18 protein-coding genes are annotated in these 18,633 nt (G+C 65.4%); 10 read left to right on the top strand and 8 right to left on the bottom strand.

Features of this window, described 5'->3' with window-relative positions; translation table 11 throughout:
• Positions 1–2: 2 nt before the first annotated feature.
• A complete protein-coding gene (locus HYH07_RS01855; protein ID WP_220000840.1) occupies positions 3–1,190 on the bottom strand; it encodes an amino acid ABC transporter permease in 1,188 nt (395 codons plus the stop codon).
• An 87-nt stretch (positions 1,191–1,277) separates the two neighbouring features.
• On the opposite strand from HYH07_RS01855, the gene HYH07_RS01850 reads away from it, so the two are divergent.
• From HYH07_RS01850 to HYH07_RS01835, 4 genes are all read left to right on the top strand, one after another.
• A complete protein-coding gene (locus HYH07_RS01850; protein ID WP_220000839.1) occupies positions 1,278–2,150 on the top strand; it encodes a MurR/RpiR family transcriptional regulator in 873 nt (290 codons plus the stop codon).
• Positions 2,151–2,153: 3 nt separating this feature from the next.
• A complete protein-coding gene (locus HYH07_RS01845; RefSeq protein ID WP_220000838.1) occupies positions 2,154–3,503 on the top strand; it encodes an aspartate aminotransferase family protein in 1,350 nt (449 codons plus the stop codon).
• A gap of 12 nt (positions 3,504–3,515) precedes the next feature.
• Positions 3,516–4,529, top strand: a complete 1,014-nt coding sequence (locus HYH07_RS01840; protein ID WP_220000837.1) for an amino acid ABC transporter substrate-binding protein — start codon at positions 3,516–3,518, stop codon at positions 4,527–4,529.
• 170 nt (positions 4,530–4,699) lie between these two features.
• A complete protein-coding gene (locus HYH07_RS01835; protein ID WP_220000836.1) occupies positions 4,700–5,350 on the top strand; it encodes an aspartate/glutamate racemase family protein in 651 nt (216 codons plus the stop codon).
• Here HYH07_RS01835 and HYH07_RS01830 read toward each other — a convergent pair.
• Positions 5,347–5,994, bottom strand: coding sequence for a TetR/AcrR family transcriptional regulator (locus HYH07_RS01830; protein WP_220000835.1), 648 nt, complete (start codon positions 5,992–5,994; stop codon positions 5,347–5,349). The two genes, HYH07_RS01835 and HYH07_RS01830, sit on opposite strands and share 4 nt — an antisense overlap.
• 153 nt (positions 5,995–6,147) lie before the next feature.
• Here HYH07_RS01830 and HYH07_RS01825 point away from each other — a divergent pair, with 153 nt between their 5' ends.
• The 5 genes from HYH07_RS01825 to HYH07_RS01805 all read left to right on the top strand — a co-directional run bounded on the left by HYH07_RS01825 (position 6,148) and on the right by HYH07_RS01805 (position 10,924).
• Entirely contained in the window at positions 6,148–6,357 is a 210-nt protein-coding gene (locus HYH07_RS01825) for a ferredoxin (protein ID WP_018648108.1), read from the top strand.
• Positions 6,358–6,419: 62 nt separating this feature from the next.
• Positions 6,420–7,640 carry a cytochrome P450 gene (locus HYH07_RS01820; protein WP_220000834.1) on the top strand — a complete coding sequence of 407 codons (1,221 nt, stop codon included), beginning with the start codon at positions 6,420–6,422 and terminating at the stop codon, positions 7,638–7,640.
• Between the two features lie 33 nt (positions 7,641–7,673).
• Positions 7,674–8,996 carry an MFS transporter gene (locus tag HYH07_RS01815; protein ID WP_220000833.1) on the top strand — a complete coding sequence of 441 codons (1,323 nt, stop codon included), beginning with the start codon at positions 7,674–7,676 and terminating at the stop codon, positions 8,994–8,996.
• A 17-nt stretch (positions 8,997–9,013) separates the two neighbouring features.
• Positions 9,014–9,676, top strand: a complete 663-nt coding sequence (locus tag HYH07_RS01810; RefSeq protein WP_220000832.1) for a sulfite oxidase-like oxidoreductase — start codon at positions 9,014–9,016, stop codon at positions 9,674–9,676.
• 24 nt (positions 9,677–9,700) lie between these two features.
• Positions 9,701–10,924 carry a bifunctional alpha/beta hydrolase/OsmC family protein gene (locus HYH07_RS01805; RefSeq protein WP_220000831.1) on the top strand — a complete coding sequence of 408 codons (1,224 nt, stop codon included), beginning with the start codon at positions 9,701–9,703 and terminating at the stop codon, positions 10,922–10,924.
• On the opposite strand, the gene HYH07_RS01800 is transcribed toward HYH07_RS01805, so the two are convergent.
• Positions 10,921–12,351, bottom strand: coding sequence for a PLP-dependent aminotransferase family protein (locus HYH07_RS01800; protein ID WP_220000893.1), 1,431 nt, complete (start codon positions 12,349–12,351; stop codon positions 10,921–10,923). The genes HYH07_RS01805 and HYH07_RS01800 overlap by 4 nt on opposite strands.
• A gap of 100 nt (positions 12,352–12,451) precedes the next feature.
• On the opposite strand from HYH07_RS01800, the gene HYH07_RS01795 reads away from it, so the two are divergent.
• Complete coding sequence (locus HYH07_RS01795) at positions 12,452–13,369, top strand: DMT family transporter (RefSeq protein ID WP_220000830.1); 918 nt, start codon at positions 12,452–12,454, stop codon at positions 13,367–13,369.
• Here the strand turns inward: HYH07_RS01795 and HYH07_RS01790 are convergent.
• The 5 genes from HYH07_RS01790 to paaE all read right to left on the bottom strand — a co-directional run bounded on the left by HYH07_RS01790 (position 13,348) and on the right by paaE (position 18,630).
• On the bottom strand, positions 13,348–14,403 hold the full coding sequence (locus HYH07_RS01790) for a YeeE/YedE family protein (protein ID WP_220000829.1): 1,056 nt from the start codon (positions 14,401–14,403) through the stop codon (positions 13,348–13,350). The two genes, HYH07_RS01795 and HYH07_RS01790, sit on opposite strands and share 22 nt — an antisense overlap.
• 43 nt (positions 14,404–14,446) lie before the next feature.
• On the bottom strand, positions 14,447–15,451 hold the full coding sequence (locus HYH07_RS01785; protein WP_220000828.1) for a zinc-binding alcohol dehydrogenase family protein: 1,005 nt from the start codon (positions 15,449–15,451) through the stop codon (positions 14,447–14,449).
• A gap of 229 nt (positions 15,452–15,680) precedes the next feature.
• Positions 15,681–17,012 carry a phenylacetate--CoA ligase PaaK gene (gene paaK / locus HYH07_RS01780; RefSeq protein WP_220000827.1) on the bottom strand — a complete coding sequence of 444 codons (1,332 nt, stop codon included), beginning with the start codon at positions 17,010–17,012 and terminating at the stop codon, positions 15,681–15,683.
• A gap of 30 nt (positions 17,013–17,042) precedes the next feature.
• Entirely contained in the window at positions 17,043–17,492 is a 450-nt protein-coding gene (gene paaI, locus HYH07_RS01775; RefSeq protein WP_220000826.1) for a hydroxyphenylacetyl-CoA thioesterase PaaI, read from the bottom strand.
• 55 nt (positions 17,493–17,547) lie between these two features.
• Positions 17,548–18,630 (bottom strand): 1,2-phenylacetyl-CoA epoxidase subunit PaaE, encoded by a 1,083-nt coding sequence (gene paaE / locus HYH07_RS01770; protein WP_220000825.1) that lies wholly within the window; start codon positions 18,628–18,630, stop codon positions 17,548–17,550.
• Between the last annotated feature and the right edge of the window lie 3 nt (positions 18,631–18,633).

The following is an 18,633-nucleotide window of genomic DNA, read 5'->3' as shown; positions in this document are numbered from 1 at the left end:
GCTCAGCGCTCCGCAAGCGCGATGCGCGCATTGTACCAGTTCATGAAGAAGCTGATGCCAAGACTGATAGTGAGGAACACGGCCATGATCAGCGAGATCACCTCGATCGCCTGGCCGGTCTGGTTCAGCGTCGTGTTGGCCACCGAGACCACGTCCTGATAGCCGATCGCGACCGCAAGCGAGGAGTTCTTGGTCAAATTGAGATACTGGCTCGTCATCGGCGGCACGATCACGCGCAGCGCTTGCGGCAGGATGATCTGCCGCAGCATGAAGCTGCGGCGCAGGCCGAGTGCGCTGGCGGCATCCCACTGCCCGCGCGGCACCGATTGGATGCCGCTGCGCACGATCTCGGCGATGAAGGCCGAGGTGTAGGTGACGAGCGCGATCAGCAGTGCAAAATATTCCGGCGCGAGCGTCAGCCCGCCGACGAAGTTGAAGCCGCGCAATTGCGGCCATTCGATCGTCCAGGACACGCCGAGCAGCAGCGACACCGCGGCCGGCAGCACGGCAATGAGGCCGAGCGCAAAGGGCCAGGCCGGGCGCGGCTTGCCGTCGCGCATCTGCTGCGCGACCAGCCATCGCCTGATGACAAGGAACGCAATGAAGCCCAGCACGGCCGTGCCGAGCACCAAGAGCTGCGGCGCCAGAATCGGGATCGCCGGCAGGATCAGGCCGCGATTGGAGAGGAACACGCCGTCGACCGGCCGCCACGCCGCGCGTGCGGCCGGCAAGCCCTGCATCAGCACGTACCAGAACAGGAGCTGAAGCAGCAGCGGAATGTCGCGCAGGACTTCGACATAGAGGGCGGCAAGTCGCGACAGCAGCCAATTCGTCGACAGCCTGGAGATGCCGATCAGCGTGCCCAGGATGGTCGCGAGCACGATGCCGATCACCGCGACGCGCAGCGTGTTGGCGACGCCGACGACGAAGGCCCAGAGGTAGCTGTCTCTCGGATTGTACGCGAGCAGGCTGTCGGCGATCGGCATGCTGGCCTCGCGGCCGAGAAAGGCAAAGCCGGTGGTGATGCGGCGGGCCGAGAGGTTGGTGACGGTGTTGGACCAGAGGAAGACGATGACGGCAACGGCAATGCCGACCACCAGCACCTGCCAGAACAGGCCCCTCAATTCGTTTGGCCCGAGCGCGCCGAAGAAACTGCGGCGCGGCGGCGGCCTGGGATCATCTGAGGTCACGGCACAAAAATCCTTCTCGAAAACAGCGATTTCCGGCGGCGCGCATCAACTGTTGCATCAAAATCGTTTCCGTGCAACAAATGTTTCATGGCCGTATCAGCGAAATCCTCGCCGTTGAGCGAACTGCGCATTGCGTTGCCATCGCTCCCCCTGCGCTTGCAGGAGGTCGGACGTTTTGTCGCGGCCAACGATTACGACGCCACCACCCGCTCGATGCGTGATCTCGCTGCCGAGGCCGGCGCCGATCCTGCCGCGTTCACGCGCCTTGCCAAGGCGATCGGCTATTCCGGCTGGGATGAGTTGCGCGCGGCGCTGACCGAGGCACGGCGGCCGTCCCAGACCTCGCCGTTCTCGGCTCGCGCCAAAGGCAGCCGCCACGGCCCGCATGCCGACGTCACACTCATCACCGACAAGCTCGAGGCCGAAGCTGCCGGCCTGCCGCGCATCTCCGCCCACGCGATTGCGGACGCGGCCCGCACGCTGCACGGTGCGAAACGGATCTGGATCGCCGGCTATCGCAGCTGCCGCAGCGTCGCCGAATTGCTCAACTACGAGCTCAGGCTGTTCCGCCCCGAGCAGGTGCAGATCGTCGGTGCGTCCGGCCCCGACGATCTCGATCTCGGCGCGTTCCGTCCCGGCGAAGCCGTCGTCGTCATTGGCTTTGTGCCTTACACGAATGCGAGCGTCCGCGTTGCACAAGCGGCGCATCGCGCCGGCGCAACGCTGATCGCCATCGCGGACAGTCTCTCGGCACCGATGGCCGAGGGCGCCGACCACGTGCTGCTGTTCGAAGCAGCCTCTTCGCCCGGTTTCTTTCCGAGCCTCACCGGCGCAATTGCGATCGCGCAGTCGCTCGCTGCAGTAACGTTCTCGCTCGGCGGCACGGCCGCCAAGAAGCGCCTGGAAAATACCGAGGCCCGGCTCGCCACGGCCTCCACCTACGTTTCAGAGAAAGGTTGACCCATGAGCCCCCCCACCACCCGCGTGCTGCACCGCTCGCTGCGAGAGACGCCGCCGAAGGCGATCGGCGGCGAAGGCGTCTATCTGTTTGGCGAGGACGGACGGCGGGTGATCGACGCTTCCGGCGGCGCGGCGGTGTCCTGCCTCGGCCATCAGCATCCGCGTGTGATCGCCGCGATGGCGAAGCAGGCCTCGACGCTCGCTTATGCGCACACCGCCTTCTTCGCCTCCGAGCCGGCCGAAGCGCTCGCCGAGAGGCTCGTCGGCGATGAGCCCGGTGGTCTCGCCTACGCCTATTTCGTCAGCGGCGGATCGGAGGCGATCGAGGCCAGCATCAAGCTCGCCCGGCAATATTTCATTGAGCGCGGCGAACCGCAGCGGCAGCATTTCATCGCGCGACGCCAGAGCTATCACGGCAATACGCTCGGTGCGCTCGCCGCCGGCGGCAATGCCTGGCGCCGCGCGCCCTACGCACCGCTGCTCTCGGCCGCCTTCAGCCATGTAACACCGGCGTTCGCGTATCACGAGAAGCACGACGGCGAATCCGACGCGCAATTCGTGGCGCGCCTCGCCGCGGAGCTCGAAGCGGAGTTTCAGCGGCTTGGCCCCAACACGGTCGCCGCGTTCCTCGCCGAGCCCATCGTCGGCGCCACCGCCGGCGCGGTGACTGCGCCCGACGGCTACTTCAGGGCCGTGCGCGAGATTTGCGACCGGCACGGCGCGCTGCTCATTCTCGACGAGGTCATGTGCGGCATGGGCCGCACCGGCACCACGCACGCCTGGCAGCAGGAAGGCGTCGCCCCTGATATCCAGGCGATCGCAAAGGGTCTTGGCGGCGGCTATCAGCCGATCGGTGCGATGCTGGCGAGCAGGGCGATCATCGACACCATCCGCGCCGGATCTGGCGCGTTCCAGCATGGCCACACTTATCTCGCACATCCCCTCGCCTGCGCAGCGGCGCTCGCCGTGCAGGACGTGATCCGCGAGGACAATCTGCTCGAGCAAGTGAAGCAGCGCGGCAAGCAGCTCGAGCAGCGGCTCACCGAGCGCTTCGGCAATCACCGCCATGTCGGCGACATCAGGGGACGCGGCCTGTTCTGGGCGATCGAGCTCGTCGCCGATCGCGCCACGCGCACATCTTTCGATCCGGCGCTCAAGCTGAACCACAAGATCAAGGCGGAAGCGTTCGCCAACGGGCTCGGCTGCTATCCCGGCGGCGGCACCGTGGACGGCGTCCGCGGCGACCATGTGCTGCTGGCGCCGCCTTATATCGCGTCCGCAGATGAGATCGACCAGATCGTCGACAAGCTCGGCACGAGCGTCGACAACGTGTTGCGTAGTGTCAATCATTGAGGGGAGAGTAGCATGATGAGGAAAGTGGTTATCGCAGCGGGCGTGCTCGCGGCATCGGCGGTGGTCGCCCAGGCGGCGACGCTCGACACGGTCAAGAGCCGTGGCACGCTGGTGTGCGGCGTCAGCGCCGGCTTTGCCGGCTTCTCGGCACCGGATTCTCAGGGCAATTACAAGGGCCTCGATGTCGACTATTGCCGCGCGCTCGCCGCCGGTGTGCTCGGCGATCCCAACAAGGTGCGCTATGTCGCGCTGACCGCACAGAACCGCTTCACGGCGCTGCAGTCCGGCGAGATCGACGTGCTCTACCGCAATTCGACGCAGACGTACCTGCGCGGCGTGACGCTTGGCCTGCGCCAGGGTCCGATCAATTTCTACGACGGTCAGGGCTTTGTCGTGAAGAAGGACCTCGGCGTGAAGGAGATCAAGGATCTCAAGGGCGCCACCGTCTGCGTCGCGCAGGGCACCACGCACGAGGTCACGCTCGGCGATTACGGCCGCGCCAACGGCATCGACTGGAAGCCGCTGGTGTTCGACCGCGTCGACACCATGTACCAGACCTTCTTCGGCGGTCGCTGCGATGCCATGACCCAGGACGCCTCGGCGCTCGCCGGCGCGGTGACGACTGCGGCGCCGAACCCGGCCGACTACGTCGTGCTGCCGCAGACCATCAGCAAGGAGCCGCTCGGCCCCTTCACCCGCAATGGCGACGAGGTCTGGAGCGACATCATCACCTGGCTGCACTACGGCCTGATCGAAGCCGAGGAGCTCGGCGTCACCCAGGCCAATGTCGACGAGATGACGAAGTCGCAGACGCCCGCCATCCAGCGGCTGCTCGGCACCACCGGCGATCTCGGCTCGCGGCTTGGTCTCGACAACAAATGGCTGGTCACGGCGATCAAGGCCACCGGCAATTACGGCGAGATCTACGAGCGCAACGTCGGCAAAGCGAGCCCGCTCAAGCTCGAGCGTGGCCTCAACGGCCTCTGGAGCAAGGGCGGCCTGATGTACGCAGTGCCGTTCAAGTAAAGCCGCGTGTCCCGGACGCGCTGCGGCGTTCCCGGCGATGCGAAGCATCGTCCGGTACGCCGCTGCGCAGAGCGGGGGACCCAGCAGCTACAATGGGCCCCGGCTCTGCAGCGCAACACTTCGCATTGCGCTGCGTCCGGGGCACGAGACCTCCCAGGTAGTCACGTTCAATGACGACATCTCCTCGCATCGCCCTGATCCATGCCCTCAAGCACTCCATCGCCCCGATCGAAGCGGCGTTCGCGCAAGCGTGGCCGGAGGCGCGGCTGATGAACCTGCTCGACGACAGCCTGTCGGCGGATCTGGCGCGTGACGGCAAGCTTGGCGACGCCATGACGGAGCGCTTCCTTGCGCTCGGCGATTACGCCGCAGCCACGGGCGCGAACGCGATCCTGTTCACCTGCTCGGCCTTCGGCCCCTGCATCGAAGCGGTCGCGCGCGCACACGCACCGATGCCGGTGCTGAAGCCGAACGAAGCCATGATCGAGCGAGCGGTGACGATGGGCAAGCGCATCGGCCTGCTCTCCACCTTCCCGCCGACGCTGGTCTCGATGCCGCCGGAGTTTCCGGCCTCCGTCCAGATCGTGCCGAAACTCGCCGAGGGCGCGCTGGCCGCACTCGATCGCGGCGACCGCGCCATGCATGACCGGCTGATCGTCGAGGCGTCAAAAGACCTGCGCGACTGCGACGTGATCGCACTGGCCCAGTTCAGCATCGCATCATCAGCTCCGCTGGTCGCGGAAGCCACCGGCCGGCCGGTCGTGACGACGCCGGACAGCGCGGTCGAGAAGCTGAAGGGGCTGCTGAAGGCGACGCCTTAAGCGCCCGCCTTCTTGCGCCGCTGCGCGTCCTTGATCGCAACGGCGAGCGCTGCCTTGGTCTCGTTGACGAAATCCTCGACCAGCTCCTCGCGCGTGGCATGCGCGGCCTCGCCGGTGAACAGGCCCTGCGCGGCCAGCATCACCACGCCGTGCAGCGCCGCCCAGATCTTCAGCGCCTGCCGCTCGCGCAAATAGCCGACCGCGGGGGCCTCCAGCGCTTCGATCACGAGCGCAAAAGTCTCCCGCGTGGCCTCGTTCAGCTCGCTGCCCTTGGCCGCGCACGAGACGGTGCGGGACGCAAACATCAGACGGTAGACGCCGTTACGGCGCAGACCGAAATCGAGCGTCGCCTGCGCCAGCCGTGACAATTTCGATTGTTTCGACGGCTTCGTCATGGCTTCGCGCAACATCGCGCTGAACTGCCGGAAGGCCTCGGCCGTTGCCGCGGCCAGCAACGCATCGCGATCGGCAAAATGCCGGTAGGGTGCCGGCTGCGAGACGCCGAGCTGCTTTGCCAGGGCCTTGATGCTGATCGCTTCCGCCCCGCCCTGCTCCGCCTCGCGCAACGCGGCCTTGATCAGGGCGTCACGGAGATCGCCATGGTGGTAGGTATTCTCGGGCTTGCGGGCGAGTTGTGATCGCATGTCAGGCGCGAGCCTATAAGTTTGCGCTTGACAGGGGAAGCCTGCCGCGAATGTAATAGCATATAACTTAGAATGAGCGGCAAATGCCGCCGACAATAGACAAGAGGAACGCGCAGCCCCTCGGGCTACGCCCACACGACCGAGGGAGCCGCAATGGCAGAACGACTGAAAGTTCACGTCGATCCCGACAAATGCCAGGGCCATGCACGCTGCAAGGCGCTGGCGCCGGAGCTGTTCGAGCTCGACGAATATGGCAACGCCCACGAGGCCGGAGACGGCACAGTCCCGCCGGGGCTCGAAGACAAGGCCTGGCTTGCCAAATCCAACTGCCCGGAAATCGCGATCGATGTGATCGAGGAGTAGCGCGGCGCCTGCCCGCGCCCTCGCGTGCCTTCAGCGAACACGAGCCTCAAGGGATTCTTCCGATGTCCGATGTCAGCCAGCCCGTCGCCCATCCGCCCGTGACCGACTGGGTCAACGATTTCGACCACACCGATCCGCAATGGACGGACGATCCGTTTCCGATCTGGGAGGAATTGCGCGCCGCGAGTCCGATCGTGCACACCGAGCGCTTCCTCGGTTGCTACATGCCGACGACCTACGAGGCGGTGCGCGCGATCGCCAACGACACCGAACATTTCTCCTCGCGACGAATCATCGTTCGCGACGTCCGGCCCGAGGTCGCGAGGAACGCGGCCCCGCCGATCACGTCGGACCCGCCCGTGCACAAGCCGGCCAAGCAATTGCTGCTGCCGCCCTTCACGCCGGATGCGATGAAGAAGCTGGAACCGCGGATGCGGGCGATCTGCAACGAGCTGATCGACGGGTTCATTGCCGCCGGCAAGGTCGACGCCGCCGCGCGCTACAGCAAATACATCCCGGTGCGGGCCATCGCCCATATGCTCGGCATTCCCGAAAGTGACAGCGATCTCTTCATCAACTGGATTCACATGATCCTGGAACTCGGCATCAGGGACGAGACCAAGCTGCTCCAGGCCGTGCAGGAGATGAGCGACTATTTCAGGACGCATATCGAAGAGCGCCGGTCGAAGCCGACCGACGACCTGATCTCCTATCTGATGAATGCCCGGGATCGGGAAGGCCAGCCGCTGGAAGAGTCGCACGTGCTGGGCTCGCTGCGGCTGCTCCTGATCGCCGGCATCGACACGACCTGGAGCGCGATCGGCTCCTCACTGTGGCATCTCGCCCGGACGCCGGCCGATCGCGAGCGGCTGATCGCCGAGCCAGGCCTGATTCCCACCGCCGTGGAGGAGCTGCTGCGCGCCTATTCGCCTGTCACGATGGCCCGCGAGGTGGTCAAGGACACCACGGTCTCGGGCTGTCCGGTCAAGGCGGGCAACATGGTGCTGCTGTCCTTCCCGGCCGCCAACCGGGACCCAAAAATGTTTCCGGACGCCGACAAGGTCGTGATCGATCGCCGGGAGAACCGCCATGCCGCCTTCGGCCTCGGCATCCACCGCTGCGTCGGTTCCAATCTGGCGCGGATGGAGATGCAGGTTGCGCTTGAGGAATGGCTGAAGCGGATTCCGGACTTCGCCCTCGATCCCGCCGGCACCGTGACCTGGTCGCAGGGCACGGTGCGGGGACCTCGCCAGTTGCCATTTCTGCTGGGAAAGGCGATGTAGGCACCCAGACAACAGACTTCTGGGAGGCCGGACGTGACAGAGCAAGCAATCAACCCGGCCTCTGACCATTTCGACATCGCCGACGCAAAGCGGCGAATCAAGGCGATCTTCATCGGCTCCGTCGGCAATCTCGTCGAATGGTACGACTTCTACGCCTATACGGCCTTCGCGCTGTATTTCGCCCCGGCCTTCTTCCCCGGCAACGATCCCGTGGTGCAGCAATTGAATGCCGCCGTGATCTTCGCGGCGACCTTCCTGATGCGCCCGCTGGGTGGCTGGCTATTCGGCTACATCGCCGACCATTTCGGCCGCCGCATTTCGCTGACGCTATCAGTCGTGTTCATGTGCTTCGGCTCGCTGATCATCGCGCTGACGCCGACCTACGCGACGATCGGCTTCGCCGCGCCGGTCATCCTGGCGCTGGCCCGGGTCATCGAGGGCCTGAGCTTAGGTGGCGAATACGGCGCCAGCGCCACTTATTTGAGCGAGGTCGCCGATCCCAGGCATCGCGGCTTCTATTCCAGCTTCCAGTACGTCACGCTGATCGGCGGCCAGCTGACCGCGATCATCGTGCTATTGCTCCTGCAAAAGGTCTTCCTCACGCCCGATGAGCTGAAGGCCTGGGGCTGGCGCATTCCATTCGCGATCGGCGCGGCGCTCGCGATCGTTGCCGCGGTGATGCGGCGCAATCTGCACGAAACCGAAGCCTTCGAGGAAGCCAAGAAGGTGGTGAACCCATCAGGCTCGATCACCAATCTGCTGCGCTATCCACGCGAGCTGCTGCTGGTGGTCGGCCTCACCGCCGGCGGCACCGCCGCCTTCTACACCTTCACCACCTACATGCAGACCTTCGTCAAGCTCTCGGTCGGGCTGACCGAGGACCAGACCACCTTCGTGATCTTCGGCACGCTGGTGTTCGCGACCATCCTGCAGCCGATCTACGGCGCGATCTCCGACAAGATTGGCCGCAAGCCGCTTTTGATCTTCTTCGGCGTCGCCGGCACCCTCGCGACCGTGCCGCTGCTGATGACGCTGAAGGAGACCAAATCGCCCTTCATGGCGTTCATCCTGATCAGCTGCGCCTGGCTGTTCGTCGCCGGCTACACCTCGATCAACGCAGTGGTGAAGGCCGAGCTGTTTCCGACCAATGTCCGCGCGCTCGGCGTCGGGCTGCCCTACGCCATCACCGTCTCGATCTTCGGCGGCACGGCGCCGGCGATCGCGCTCTATTTCAAGACCATCGGGCACGAGCAGTGGTTTTACTACTATCTCGCCGGCATCATCTTCCTGTCGCTGATCATCTATTCCACCATGCGCGACACCAAGCGCGAATCCGCGATGCATCGCCACGAATAGCTGACTCCGAGTCAATCATGGCCGACGACAACGAGCCGCCCGACAGCAAGCTGACCCGCACCAAGCAGAAATGGGCGCGCGAGGGCCGCTTCCTTACCGGCAAGGTCACGCGCCCTGAAGACCAGCGGTTGCCGCCCGGCCAGCATCTGACAAAGGACTGGCCGGTGCTCGATCTCGGTGTCGTGCCGCCGGTGTCGCGCGAGCGCTGGCGGCTGGACGTCTACGGCGCGATCGATAATCCCATATTCTGGACTTTTGCAGATTTCGCCGCGCAGAAGCAGGAGCAGTTCACCTCCGACATCCATTGCGTGACGACCTGGTCGCGCTACGACAATCAGTGGGAAGGCCTGGCCACGCGCGAGCTGCTCGCGGTCTGCCAGCCGCGCGAGAATGCGCGCTTCGTCGTGTTGCATTCCTATGACGGCTACACCACCAATCTTGCGTTGGAAGACTTTGCAGCCGAGGATGCGCTGCTGGCCCATAGCTGGTCGGGCCAGCCGCTGTCGGACGAGCATGGCGGGCCAGTGCGGCTCGTCGTGCCGCATCTGTATTTCTGGAAGAGCGCCAAATGGCTGCAAGCCATCGAATTCGTGACCGAGGATGCGCCGGGCTTTTGGGAAGTCCGCGGCTATCATAATCGCGGCGACCCCTGGGCCGAGCAGCGCTATTCAGGGGACTAGCCTCAAGCAAACAAGGGGGAACCCATGCCGACCGAACGCTTCCAGTTCACCGGTGAAGGCGGTCATCAGCTCGCAGCGGCGCTCGAGCTGCCGGACGGCGAGCCCGCAGCCTACGCACTGTTCGCGCACTGCTTCACCTGCGGCAAGGACACGCTCGCTGCAAAACGCATCTCGGTCGCGCTCGCCGCCAAGGGCATCGCGGTATTGCGTTTCGACTTCACCGGCCTCGGCTCCAGCGAGGGCGATTTCGCCAATTCGACCTTCACCTCGAACGTCGCCGATCTCGTGCGCGCGGCCGATCATCTCCGCAACGAGCGCAAGGCGCCGTCGATCCTGATCGGCCATAGCCTGGGCGGCGCCGCGATCCTGGCGGCCGCCGGCAGGATTCCTGAGGCAAGAGCCGTCGTCACCATCGCAGCACCGTCCGACCCGGCTCATGTCACCGGCCTGTTCGGGGAACATGTGGATGCGATCCGCGCGCAGGGTGAAGTCGAGGTTTCGCTTGCCGGACGCCCGTTCCGGATCAAGCGCGAATTCCTCGACGATATCGTCGAGCACGAGCTGATGAAGGACATCACAGGCCTGCACAAGGCGCTGCTGGTGATGCACTCGCCCGTTGACGACACCGTCGGCATCGACAATGCGACCAAGATCTTCGTTGCAGCCAGGCATCCCAAGAGCTTCGTCTCGCTCGACCACGCCGATCATCTGCTGACCAAGCCGGTCGATGCGCTCTATGCGGCCGATTTGATCGCCTCCTGGGCCAGCCGCTACATCGATACGGCAAAGACCGCAAAAGCGATCGATCTTCCCGAGGAACCACGCAAGGTCGTGGTCCAGGAAACCCGCAAGAGCAAGTTCAACCAGCTCATCACCGTCGGCCCGCATCATCTCGTGGCGGACGAGCCGAAAGCGGCCGGCGGCGAGGATGCCGGCCCCGGCCCCTATGATTTCCTGCTGGCGGGCCTAGGCGCCTGCACCTCAATGACCATGCGCCTTTATGCCGACCGCAAATCATTGCCGCTCGACCGCGTCACCGTCACGCTCAAGCACGCGAAGATCTACGCCAGGGACTGCGCGGAATGCGAGACGCGCGACGGCATGCTCGACCAGATCGAGCGCGATATCGCGATGGACGGCGCGCTCGATGCCGAGCAGCGCAGGAAGCTGATGGAGATCGCTGACAAGTGCCCGGTGCACCGGACGCTGACCTCGGAGATCCGTATCGTGACCAAGGCCGTGGATTAGAAGCACGCCGCCATCGTTCGCACCGCCGCAGCTATCTCGCTCTCGCGCCAGGCCGCAAAGCCGAGCAGCAGGCCATGATCGCGCGGCTTGCCCAGCGCCAGGCTGGATAGTGCGCGCGCTTCAACGCCGGCGTCGACCAAGCGCTTCACCGCCGCCTGGTCGGCGCGCCCTCGTTTCAGGCGGGCGACCAGCTGGATGCCGCCCTGGGGCACCTCGACCGTCAGCGCCTCGCCGAGATGGCGTTGCAGCCCGTCGACGAGATGATCGCGCCTGAGATGGTACAGCCGGCGCATCCGGCGCAGATGTGCCAGGAAATGCCCGTCGGTGATGAACTCGGCGAGCGCCTCCTGGATGTGGCTGGATGCGATCAGCCCGATATGCCGCTGCGCAATCTCGAATGTGCTGACCAGCGCCGGAGGCACGACGAGATAGCCGAGCCGGATATCCGACGTCATCGCCTTCGAGAAGGTGCCGACATAGAACACGCGGCCATGGGCATCGAGCCCTTGCAGGGACGGCACCGGGCGGCTGTCATAGTGGAATTCGCCATCGTAGTCGTCCTCGACGATCCAGCTCCTGCCGGACCTGCATGACCCGAGAAACGCGGTGCGGCGGGCCAGCGACATCAGCCGCCCGGTCGGATGCTGATGCGACGGCGTCGTGAAGATGAGTTTTGGCGCGGCCATTTCAGGCATCTGCTGCATGCCCTGCTGATCCAGCCCGATGCCGGTGACGCGCGCGCCAGACGCGCGAAAGGCGGCGGCCGCGCCGGGATAGCCGGGATCTTCGACAACGACCTCATCGCCCGGCGTGATGAGCACGGCCGCAATCAAGGTCAGGGCGGCCTGCGCGCTCGGCAGGATCATGATCTGGTCCACGGCTGCGCGAACGCCCCTGCTGGCCGCGAGGTAATGCGCCAGCGCCTCGCGCAGGCGTGTGCGGTTGACCGGACCAAGCTCACGCTTGGCGGCACGCACGGCGCTGCGGCGCAGGCACCGCGCCCAGACCTCGTTCGGAAACTCGCGTGCATCGCCATGCCCTGGACGCAGCGCCTTGAGCGGCGCCTGATAGGACATCGGCCAGTCGGCCTGCTTGAGCATTGAAGCCCAGGGTGAAAGCCGAGGCTTGGCGGACCGGGCCTTCGATGCGGCAACGCCCATGCCTTCGATCCGCTCGCCGCCATCGACGGTCACCACAGGACGACGTCCACGCGATGCGGCGAGATATCCCTCGGCGGCAAGCTGCTCGAACGCATAGGTGACGGTGTTGCGTGAGACACCGAGATCGCCGGCGAGCCTGCGGCTGGACGGCAGCGCGCGGCCCTTGGCGATGCGGCCGGCCGCGATCAGGCCGCGAAGCTGGCCCGTCAGTTGCGCCACCAGCCCCTGCTCGTCGGCGCGGTTCAGGTCGATCAGGCCGGAGATCATGCTGTCCGAAACTGGCACTCTATTCCTTTCCAATCTGGCACTTTTTCAGGTGCCAGATCGGATGCTATCCACCGCACCGGACTCCTTCAAGGACCTTGCGATGAACTCTTCCCTGTCTCCCCGCGCCGCCATCGGCCTGTTCCTGATCGTCGTGCTGGCCTGGGGCGTGAACTGGTCGATGACCAAGCAGATCGTGCAGTTCCTTCCGCCGCTGTGGACGTCGGCGATCCGGAGCTGGATCGCGCTGGCCGGCTTGTTCGTGATCCTTAAGGCGAGCGACAATCTGGTGATCCCGGAGCGGCGCGACATCCCTGTCATCCTCAGCGTGGCGCTGCTGCACATGACGATATTCTCTGTCCTGGTCGCCGCCGGTGTGCGCTTCCTGCCCGCGAGCAAGGCGATCGTGCTCGGCTACACCACGCCGCTGTGGGTCGCGATATCAGCCCCCATGCTCGGCAAGGATACGCTGACCGCACCCAAGCTAGCCGGCGCCTTGTTCGGCCTGGTCGGCCTTGCCGTCATCCTGAATCCCGCCTCGATCGACTGGAGCAATCGCAACGTCCTGCTCGGCGCAGGCATGGTGATCCTCGCCGCGATCTCCTGGGCCGCGAACATCATCTATCTCCGGGCGCATCGCTGGATCGGCTCTCCGCTCCAGCTCCTGATCTGGCAGGTGCTGGTTGCGACCATCGTGCTCACGGCATTGGCTGTCATCACCGATGGCCTGCCGCATGCGGCATGGTCATGGCAGCTGGTGCTGCTGCTCCTGTATTCCGGCCTGATCGGGACGGCGCTGGCCTATTGGGCGATGTCGATGGTCAACAGGAGCATCTCGGCGCTGACAACGGCGCTCGGCACCACGGGGACGCCGCTCGTCGGCATCGCCAGCGCGGCGATCCTGCTGGGCGAGCCGATCGACATCAGCCTCGTCATCGCAGCCGCGCTGATCGTGACCGGCATCGGCCTTGCGACCTTGGGCGATCGGATGTTGCGCCGTCAGGCCACCGCGAGCGGCTGAACGCGCAGGGCTCCGCGCAGGCCGGCCGCCGTGCCGAGCAGGATGCCGGCGACTGCGACGAACGAGCCGACCGCAAGCGTCGAGATGCCGGTGAGCCCCTGCCCGATCGAGCAGCCGAACGCCATCACGCCGCCGATCCCCATCAGCGCGGCGCCGGTGCCTGAGCGCAGCATGTGACGCGGCGAGGAATAGCCTTCGAGCTTGAAGCGACCGGTGGCGAGCGAGGTGAGCAGGCTGCCCGCGAAGACCCCGCCAACGGTCGCAATGCCGAAGTTCAGCGTCAGCCCGGTCGAGAGCATCGCATATTGCAGACTATCGGCGATCGGGGCGATGAAGGTGAGCGATGTCACCGGCACCGGATTGAAGTCGTCCGCACCGAGACAGCCGGTGACGTACCAGCCGCCGGCAACGAGAAGGCCCACGATGACGCCCGCCGCAATCTGGCCCGGCGAGCGGCGAAACGGTGGATGAGCGAAGGCAAACAGGATCAGCGCAACGACGATGACAGCCGCAGAGATCACGCGAGAAGTCGCTTCACCAAGACCAAGCGTCGCCAGCACGGACGGCAGCGAATTCGCGCCAACAGTGATCTGCGAGGCCTGAACCAGCGTGATGCGCGCCGGCGCAATCAGGCCCTTGAGCGTCATCTGCGCGGCGATGGCGAGCACGATCACCACGACGAAGGAGCGGAGATTGCCGCGGCCGAGCAGCACCAGCGCGCGCGAACCACAGCCGTTCGACAGCACCATGCCGTAGCCGAACAGCAGGCCGCCAAGGAACAGCACCGGCACCGAAAAGGTCGGTTGCAGATAGATCGATTTGCCGAGATCGACCATGCCGCTGCGGGCGAGGAGCTGGCTCGCAACAATCGCAACCGCGATCGCCAGCGCGTAAGCTCGCACCAGCCGCCCATCCCCCTCCGCCAGCCATCCGCGCATGCTGCTCATCAGGCAGAAGCCGCTAAGCAGGCCGACGGCGCCGTAGACGAGGCCGATGACGAGGCCGGCGAGGGTGACGAGTTGGGTGGTTTCCATCGGTAGTTCTCAGACCTCTCGCCATTCTCCGTCATTGCGAGCCTCATGGCCGCAGGATGACCCTGTCGCGCGACGAGCCGGCCACGGCGACATAGGCCTCCCTCGCACGCTCCAGCGGATAAATCGCATTCGCCTTGATCGGGAACGGCTTCAAATGCCCGCTCGCGAATCCCGATTCCAGTTCCCGCAGCACCGCGCCTGTCGCAGCCGACGACAGGCCGAGCGTGTCGATGCCGACATAGGTGTGCTGGCCGCGATAGAATTCCAGAATGTTGAACTGCACGATGCGGTCGATCGCGGCGATCAGGATCTGGCGACCGCGAAGCGCGAGCGATTTGTGCGCGGCCTGGAAATAGGGATCGCCGACCGTGTTGAAGACGATGTCGGCGCCCTTGCCGCCGGTCAGCTCGCGCACGCGCGTGGCGACATCGGTTGTGGAAGCGTCGATCACCTCGATCGGCGCGTTGCTGTGGCCCTCATAGCCTTCCGCCTTGCGCACCACGCCGATGACGCGCGCACCCCGCCAGGTCGCGATCTGCACCGCTGATTGCCCGACCTTGCCGTTGACGCCGAACACCAGCACGGTCTCGCCCGGCTTCGGAACACCGGCGCGGCGAAAGCCTTCCATCGCGGTGACGAAGGGCACGCCGATGCCGGCGGCCTCCTCCCATGACACCGTGTTCGGCTTCTCCACCACGGCGTCGGCTTCGACGACGAGATGGCTCGCATGCGTGCCGTCGCGGCGGATGCCGAGATCGCCGGAAGAGCCGAACACCTCGTTGCCGACCGTGCCGGCCGGACCGTCGATCACCACGCCGGCGTAGTCACGGCCCGGCGTGCGCGGGAACACGGCGTAAGGCATCAGCCCGGTCGCAGCCTTGACGTCGGACGGATTGACGGCCGCCGCCTTCACCTCGATCAGCAGATCGTTCGGACCACGCGCGAGCGTGCGACGCTCGACATCAGGGACAAGCGCAGCAGCGTTTTCGGCCTTGCTATTGAGGCGAACGCAGCGCGCTTCGATGGTCATGGTATCGGCTGGCGACATGGGAAAGGCCCGCGATTTCTCGCGGGCGTTGTCGCCGTTGGGACGGAGCAAGTCAACAGCCACGAACTCGCAGCATCCCGTCATCCCGAGGCGCGAACAGAGCGGTGCGAGGCACCGCGCTGGGAGTCTCGAAGGATGAATGGCCCCGCTGCTGCATCTGGGCCGTCGCCCTTCGAGGGCCGCTGAAGAAGCGGCCGCCTCAGGGTGACGGTGATAGAGTGCCCGCCGCTCAATCCTTGGGCCGCTTGTCGTAGAGCCGCTTGGCCTTGCCGAGAGAGCGCTCCAGCGTGGCCGGCGCGACCACCTGGACCCTGGAGCTGACGCCGATCGTGTTCTTGATGTGGGTCGAGATCCGGTCGGCATGGTCGACAAGGCCGCGGCCATCCCAGCTCTCGGGCCGGGCCTCGGCGATGATGGTCAGCTCGTCCATGCGGCCTTCGCGGGTCAGTTCCAGGATGAAGTGGCCGCCGCACCAATCGGTCGCGAGCAGCACCTCCTCGATCTGGGTCGGGAACAAATTGACGCCGCGCAGGATGATCATGTCGTCGGAGCGGCCCGTCACCTTCTCCATGCGCCGCATGCCCGGCCGTGCGGTGCCCGGCAGCAGCCGGGTCAGGTCGCGGGTGCGGTAGCGGATCACGGGGAACGCTTCCTTGGTCAGCGAGGTGAACACCAGCTCCCCCTTCTCGCCATCAGGCAGCACCGCGCCGGTCTCGGGGTCGATCACTTCAGGGTAGAAATGGTCTTCCCAGATGTGCAACCCGTCCTTGGTCTCGATGCACTCCTGCGCAACGCCGGGGCCGATCACCTCGGAGAGGCCGTAGATGTCGGTCGCGTCCATGTCGAAGGCGTCCTCGATCTCGCCGCGCATCGCGTTGGTCCAGGGCTCGGCGCCGAAGATGCCGATCTTGAGCGAGCACTGGCGCGGATCGAGCTTCTGCCGCTTGAACTCATCGAGGATCGCCAGCATGTAGCTCGGCGTCACCGTGATGATGTCGGGCCTGAAATCATTGATCAGCTGCACCTGCCGCTCGGTCATGCCACCGGAGATCGGAACCACCGTGCAGCCGAGCTTCTCGGCACCGTAATGCACACCGAGCCCGCCGGTGAACAGGCCATAGCCATAGGCATTGTGGATGATCATGCCGGTGCGGCCGCCAGCGGCGCGGATCGAGCGCGCCATGACGTCCGACCAGGTGTCGATGTCGCGTTGGGTATAACCGACCACGATCGGCTTGCCCGTCGTGCCCGAAGAGGCATGCACGCGCACCAGCTTTTCGCGCGGCACCGCAAACATGTTGAAGGGATAATTGTCGCGGAGGTCCGTCTTCACCGTGAACGGAAATTTCGCGAGATCGGACAGCTCGCGAAAGTCCGACGGATGCACGCCGGCCTTGTCGAAGGCCTTGCGATAATGCGCGACGTTGTCATAGGCGTGCTTCAGCGACCAGGCCAGCCGCTGCGTCTGCAGCGCCATGATCTCATCGCGTGAGGCGCGCTCATGCGCGTCCATCTCGGCCTTATAGGTGTGGCCGCCTTCCTTCAGCTTCGTCGAAGCCATTCTCGTTTCCCCACATATGTGCTCTTCTCTTTATTGATCTTGCGTGGGCAGCCACGTGCCCGGAACGACACGCGAATGCCCACGGAATTCAGCAATGACGGTGTCGCCGGCGGTGACACGCACATCATAGATGCCGGAGCGGCCGCCGCGGCTCACCTCGCGCGCCGTCGCAACGAGGCGGTCGCCGAGCCGGCCGGGCTTGAGAAAGGTGATCTGCCCCTGCGCCGCGACGACGCGCTCATTGTGCGAGTTGCAGGCAAAGGCGAAGGCGGAATCGGCGAGCGTGAAGATGAAGCCGCCATGGGCGATGCGCTGGCCGTTGACCATGTCCGGACGCACAATCATGGCCAGCGTCGCGAAGCCCGGGCCGATCTCGACGATCTCCATGCCGAGGCCCTTGGAGGCATCGTCCTCGGCCCACATCGCATCGGCACAGGCACGGGCGATATCCTCAGGCGACAGGGCGGCTTTGACGTTCACGCGCTTCTCCCGGTGAAATGCTTGCTCATGATGTTCTGCCTGATGGCCAAGACTGTCAAACGTGGTCGTAGTCGACCACCACGCGCTCCGACGATGGCTTGGCCTGACAGGTGAGAACAAACCCGGCCTTCAGCTCCCAGGGCTCCAGTGAATAATTGATGTCCATGGCCGCCTCGCCCTCGACCAGCTTGGCGCGGCAGGTCGAGCACATGCCGCCCTTGCAGGCAAAGGGCAGATCGATGCCGGCGCGCAGCGCGGCATCGAGGATGGCCTCGTTCTCGGCGACCGGCACGTCGCGGCGCTTGCCGTCGATGATCAGCGATGCGACCGCCTTCGGCGGCGCATCTGAAACTACGACTTGCTTCGGCCGCGGCTTGCCGCCGAACTCCGAGACGAAACGCTCGACATGGATGCGCTCCTCCGCGATGCCGAGATCGCGGCAGGTCGCCTCGATCTCCTCGCTCATGCCCAGGGGACCGCAGATAAAGACGTGGTCGACGCTCTCCGCCGGCACCAGCGAGCGCAGCAGCACCCGCACCTTGTCGCCGTCAAGCCGGCCATGCAGGATCGGGATGTCCTGCTCCTCACCGGAGATGACATGGAAGATCGAGAGGCGATCGATGAAACGGTCCTTTAGCTCCTCGAGCGCCTCCAGGAACATGATGTTGTCGGTCGTGCGGTTGCCGTAGAACAGGAAGAAGCGGCTGTCCGGCTCGCGCGCCAGCACGCCCTTGACGATCGACAGGATCGGCGTGATGCCGGAGCCCGCGGCAAAGCCGACATGGATGCGTCCGGCCTCGGCCGGAGGGATCACACCAAAGCGCCCGGTCGGCGTCATCACGTCGAGCTCGTCGCCGCGCTTCAGCTCCTCCGCGGCCCAGCTCGAAAACGCACCGCCGTCCACCTTCTTCACGGCAATGCGGATCTCGCCATCGTCTGGGCCGGAACAGATCGAATAGGAGCGGCGCACCTCCTCGCCGTCCAGCGTGGTGCGCAGCGTGAGATACTGGCCGGGGCTGAAAGCATAGTCGTCGGCGAGCTCGCGCGGGATGGCGAAGGTCATCGAAACGGCGTCCGACGCCTCGCGGCGGAGGTCGTTGACGGCCAGGCGGTGAAAGCGCGGTGCGGCGGCGGACATTAC

Origin of the sequence: Bradyrhizobium sp. BR 10261 (genome assembly GCF_019455395.1) — a bacterium.
Lineage (GTDB): Bacteria > Pseudomonadota > Alphaproteobacteria > Rhizobiales > Xanthobacteraceae > Bradyrhizobium > Bradyrhizobium manausense.
Note: the sequence above shows the minus strand (reverse complement) of the source record. Positions and strands in the feature narration are given on the sequence as shown.

Coding starts and splice junctions, on each gene's coding strand:
- HYH07_RS01850 (WP_220000839.1), top strand. CDS start 1,278: ATGGCCGTATCAGCGAAATCCTCGCCGTTGAGCGAACTGCGCATTGCG.
- HYH07_RS01845 (WP_220000838.1), top strand. CDS start 2,154: ATGAGCCCCCCCACCACCCGCGTGCTGCACCGCTCGCTGCGAGAGACG.
- HYH07_RS01840 (WP_220000837.1), top strand. CDS start 3,516: ATGATGAGGAAAGTGGTTATCGCAGCGGGCGTGCTCGCGGCATCGGCG.
- HYH07_RS01835 (WP_220000836.1), top strand. CDS start 4,700: ATGACGACATCTCCTCGCATCGCCCTGATCCATGCCCTCAAGCACTCC.
- HYH07_RS01830 (WP_220000835.1), bottom strand. CDS start 5,994: ATGCGATCACAACTCGCCCGCAAGCCCGAGAATACCTACCACCATGGC.
- HYH07_RS01825 (WP_018648108.1), top strand. CDS start 6,148: ATGGCAGAACGACTGAAAGTTCACGTCGATCCCGACAAATGCCAGGGC.
- HYH07_RS01820 (WP_220000834.1), top strand. CDS start 6,420: ATGTCCGATGTCAGCCAGCCCGTCGCCCATCCGCCCGTGACCGACTGG.
- HYH07_RS01810 (WP_220000832.1), top strand. CDS start 9,014: ATGGCCGACGACAACGAGCCGCCCGACAGCAAGCTGACCCGCACCAAG.
- HYH07_RS01805 (WP_220000831.1), top strand. CDS start 9,701: ATGCCGACCGAACGCTTCCAGTTCACCGGTGAAGGCGGTCATCAGCTC.
- HYH07_RS01800 (WP_220000893.1), bottom strand. CDS start 12,351: ATGATCTCCGGCCTGATCGACCTGAACCGCGCCGACGAGCAGGGGCTG.
- HYH07_RS01795 (WP_220000830.1), top strand. CDS start 12,452: ATGAACTCTTCCCTGTCTCCCCGCGCCGCCATCGGCCTGTTCCTGATC.
- HYH07_RS01790 (WP_220000829.1), bottom strand. CDS start 14,403: ATGGAAACCACCCAACTCGTCACCCTCGCCGGCCTCGTCATCGGCCTC.
- HYH07_RS01785 (WP_220000828.1), bottom strand. CDS start 15,451: ATGTCGCCAGCCGATACCATGACCATCGAAGCGCGCTGCGTTCGCCTC.
- paaK (WP_220000827.1), bottom strand. CDS start 17,012: ATGGCTTCGACGAAGCTGAAGGAAGGCGGCCACACCTATAAGGCCGAG.
- paaE (WP_220000825.1), bottom strand. CDS start 18,630: ATGTCCGCCGCCGCACCGCGCTTTCACCGCCTGGCCGTCAACGACCTC.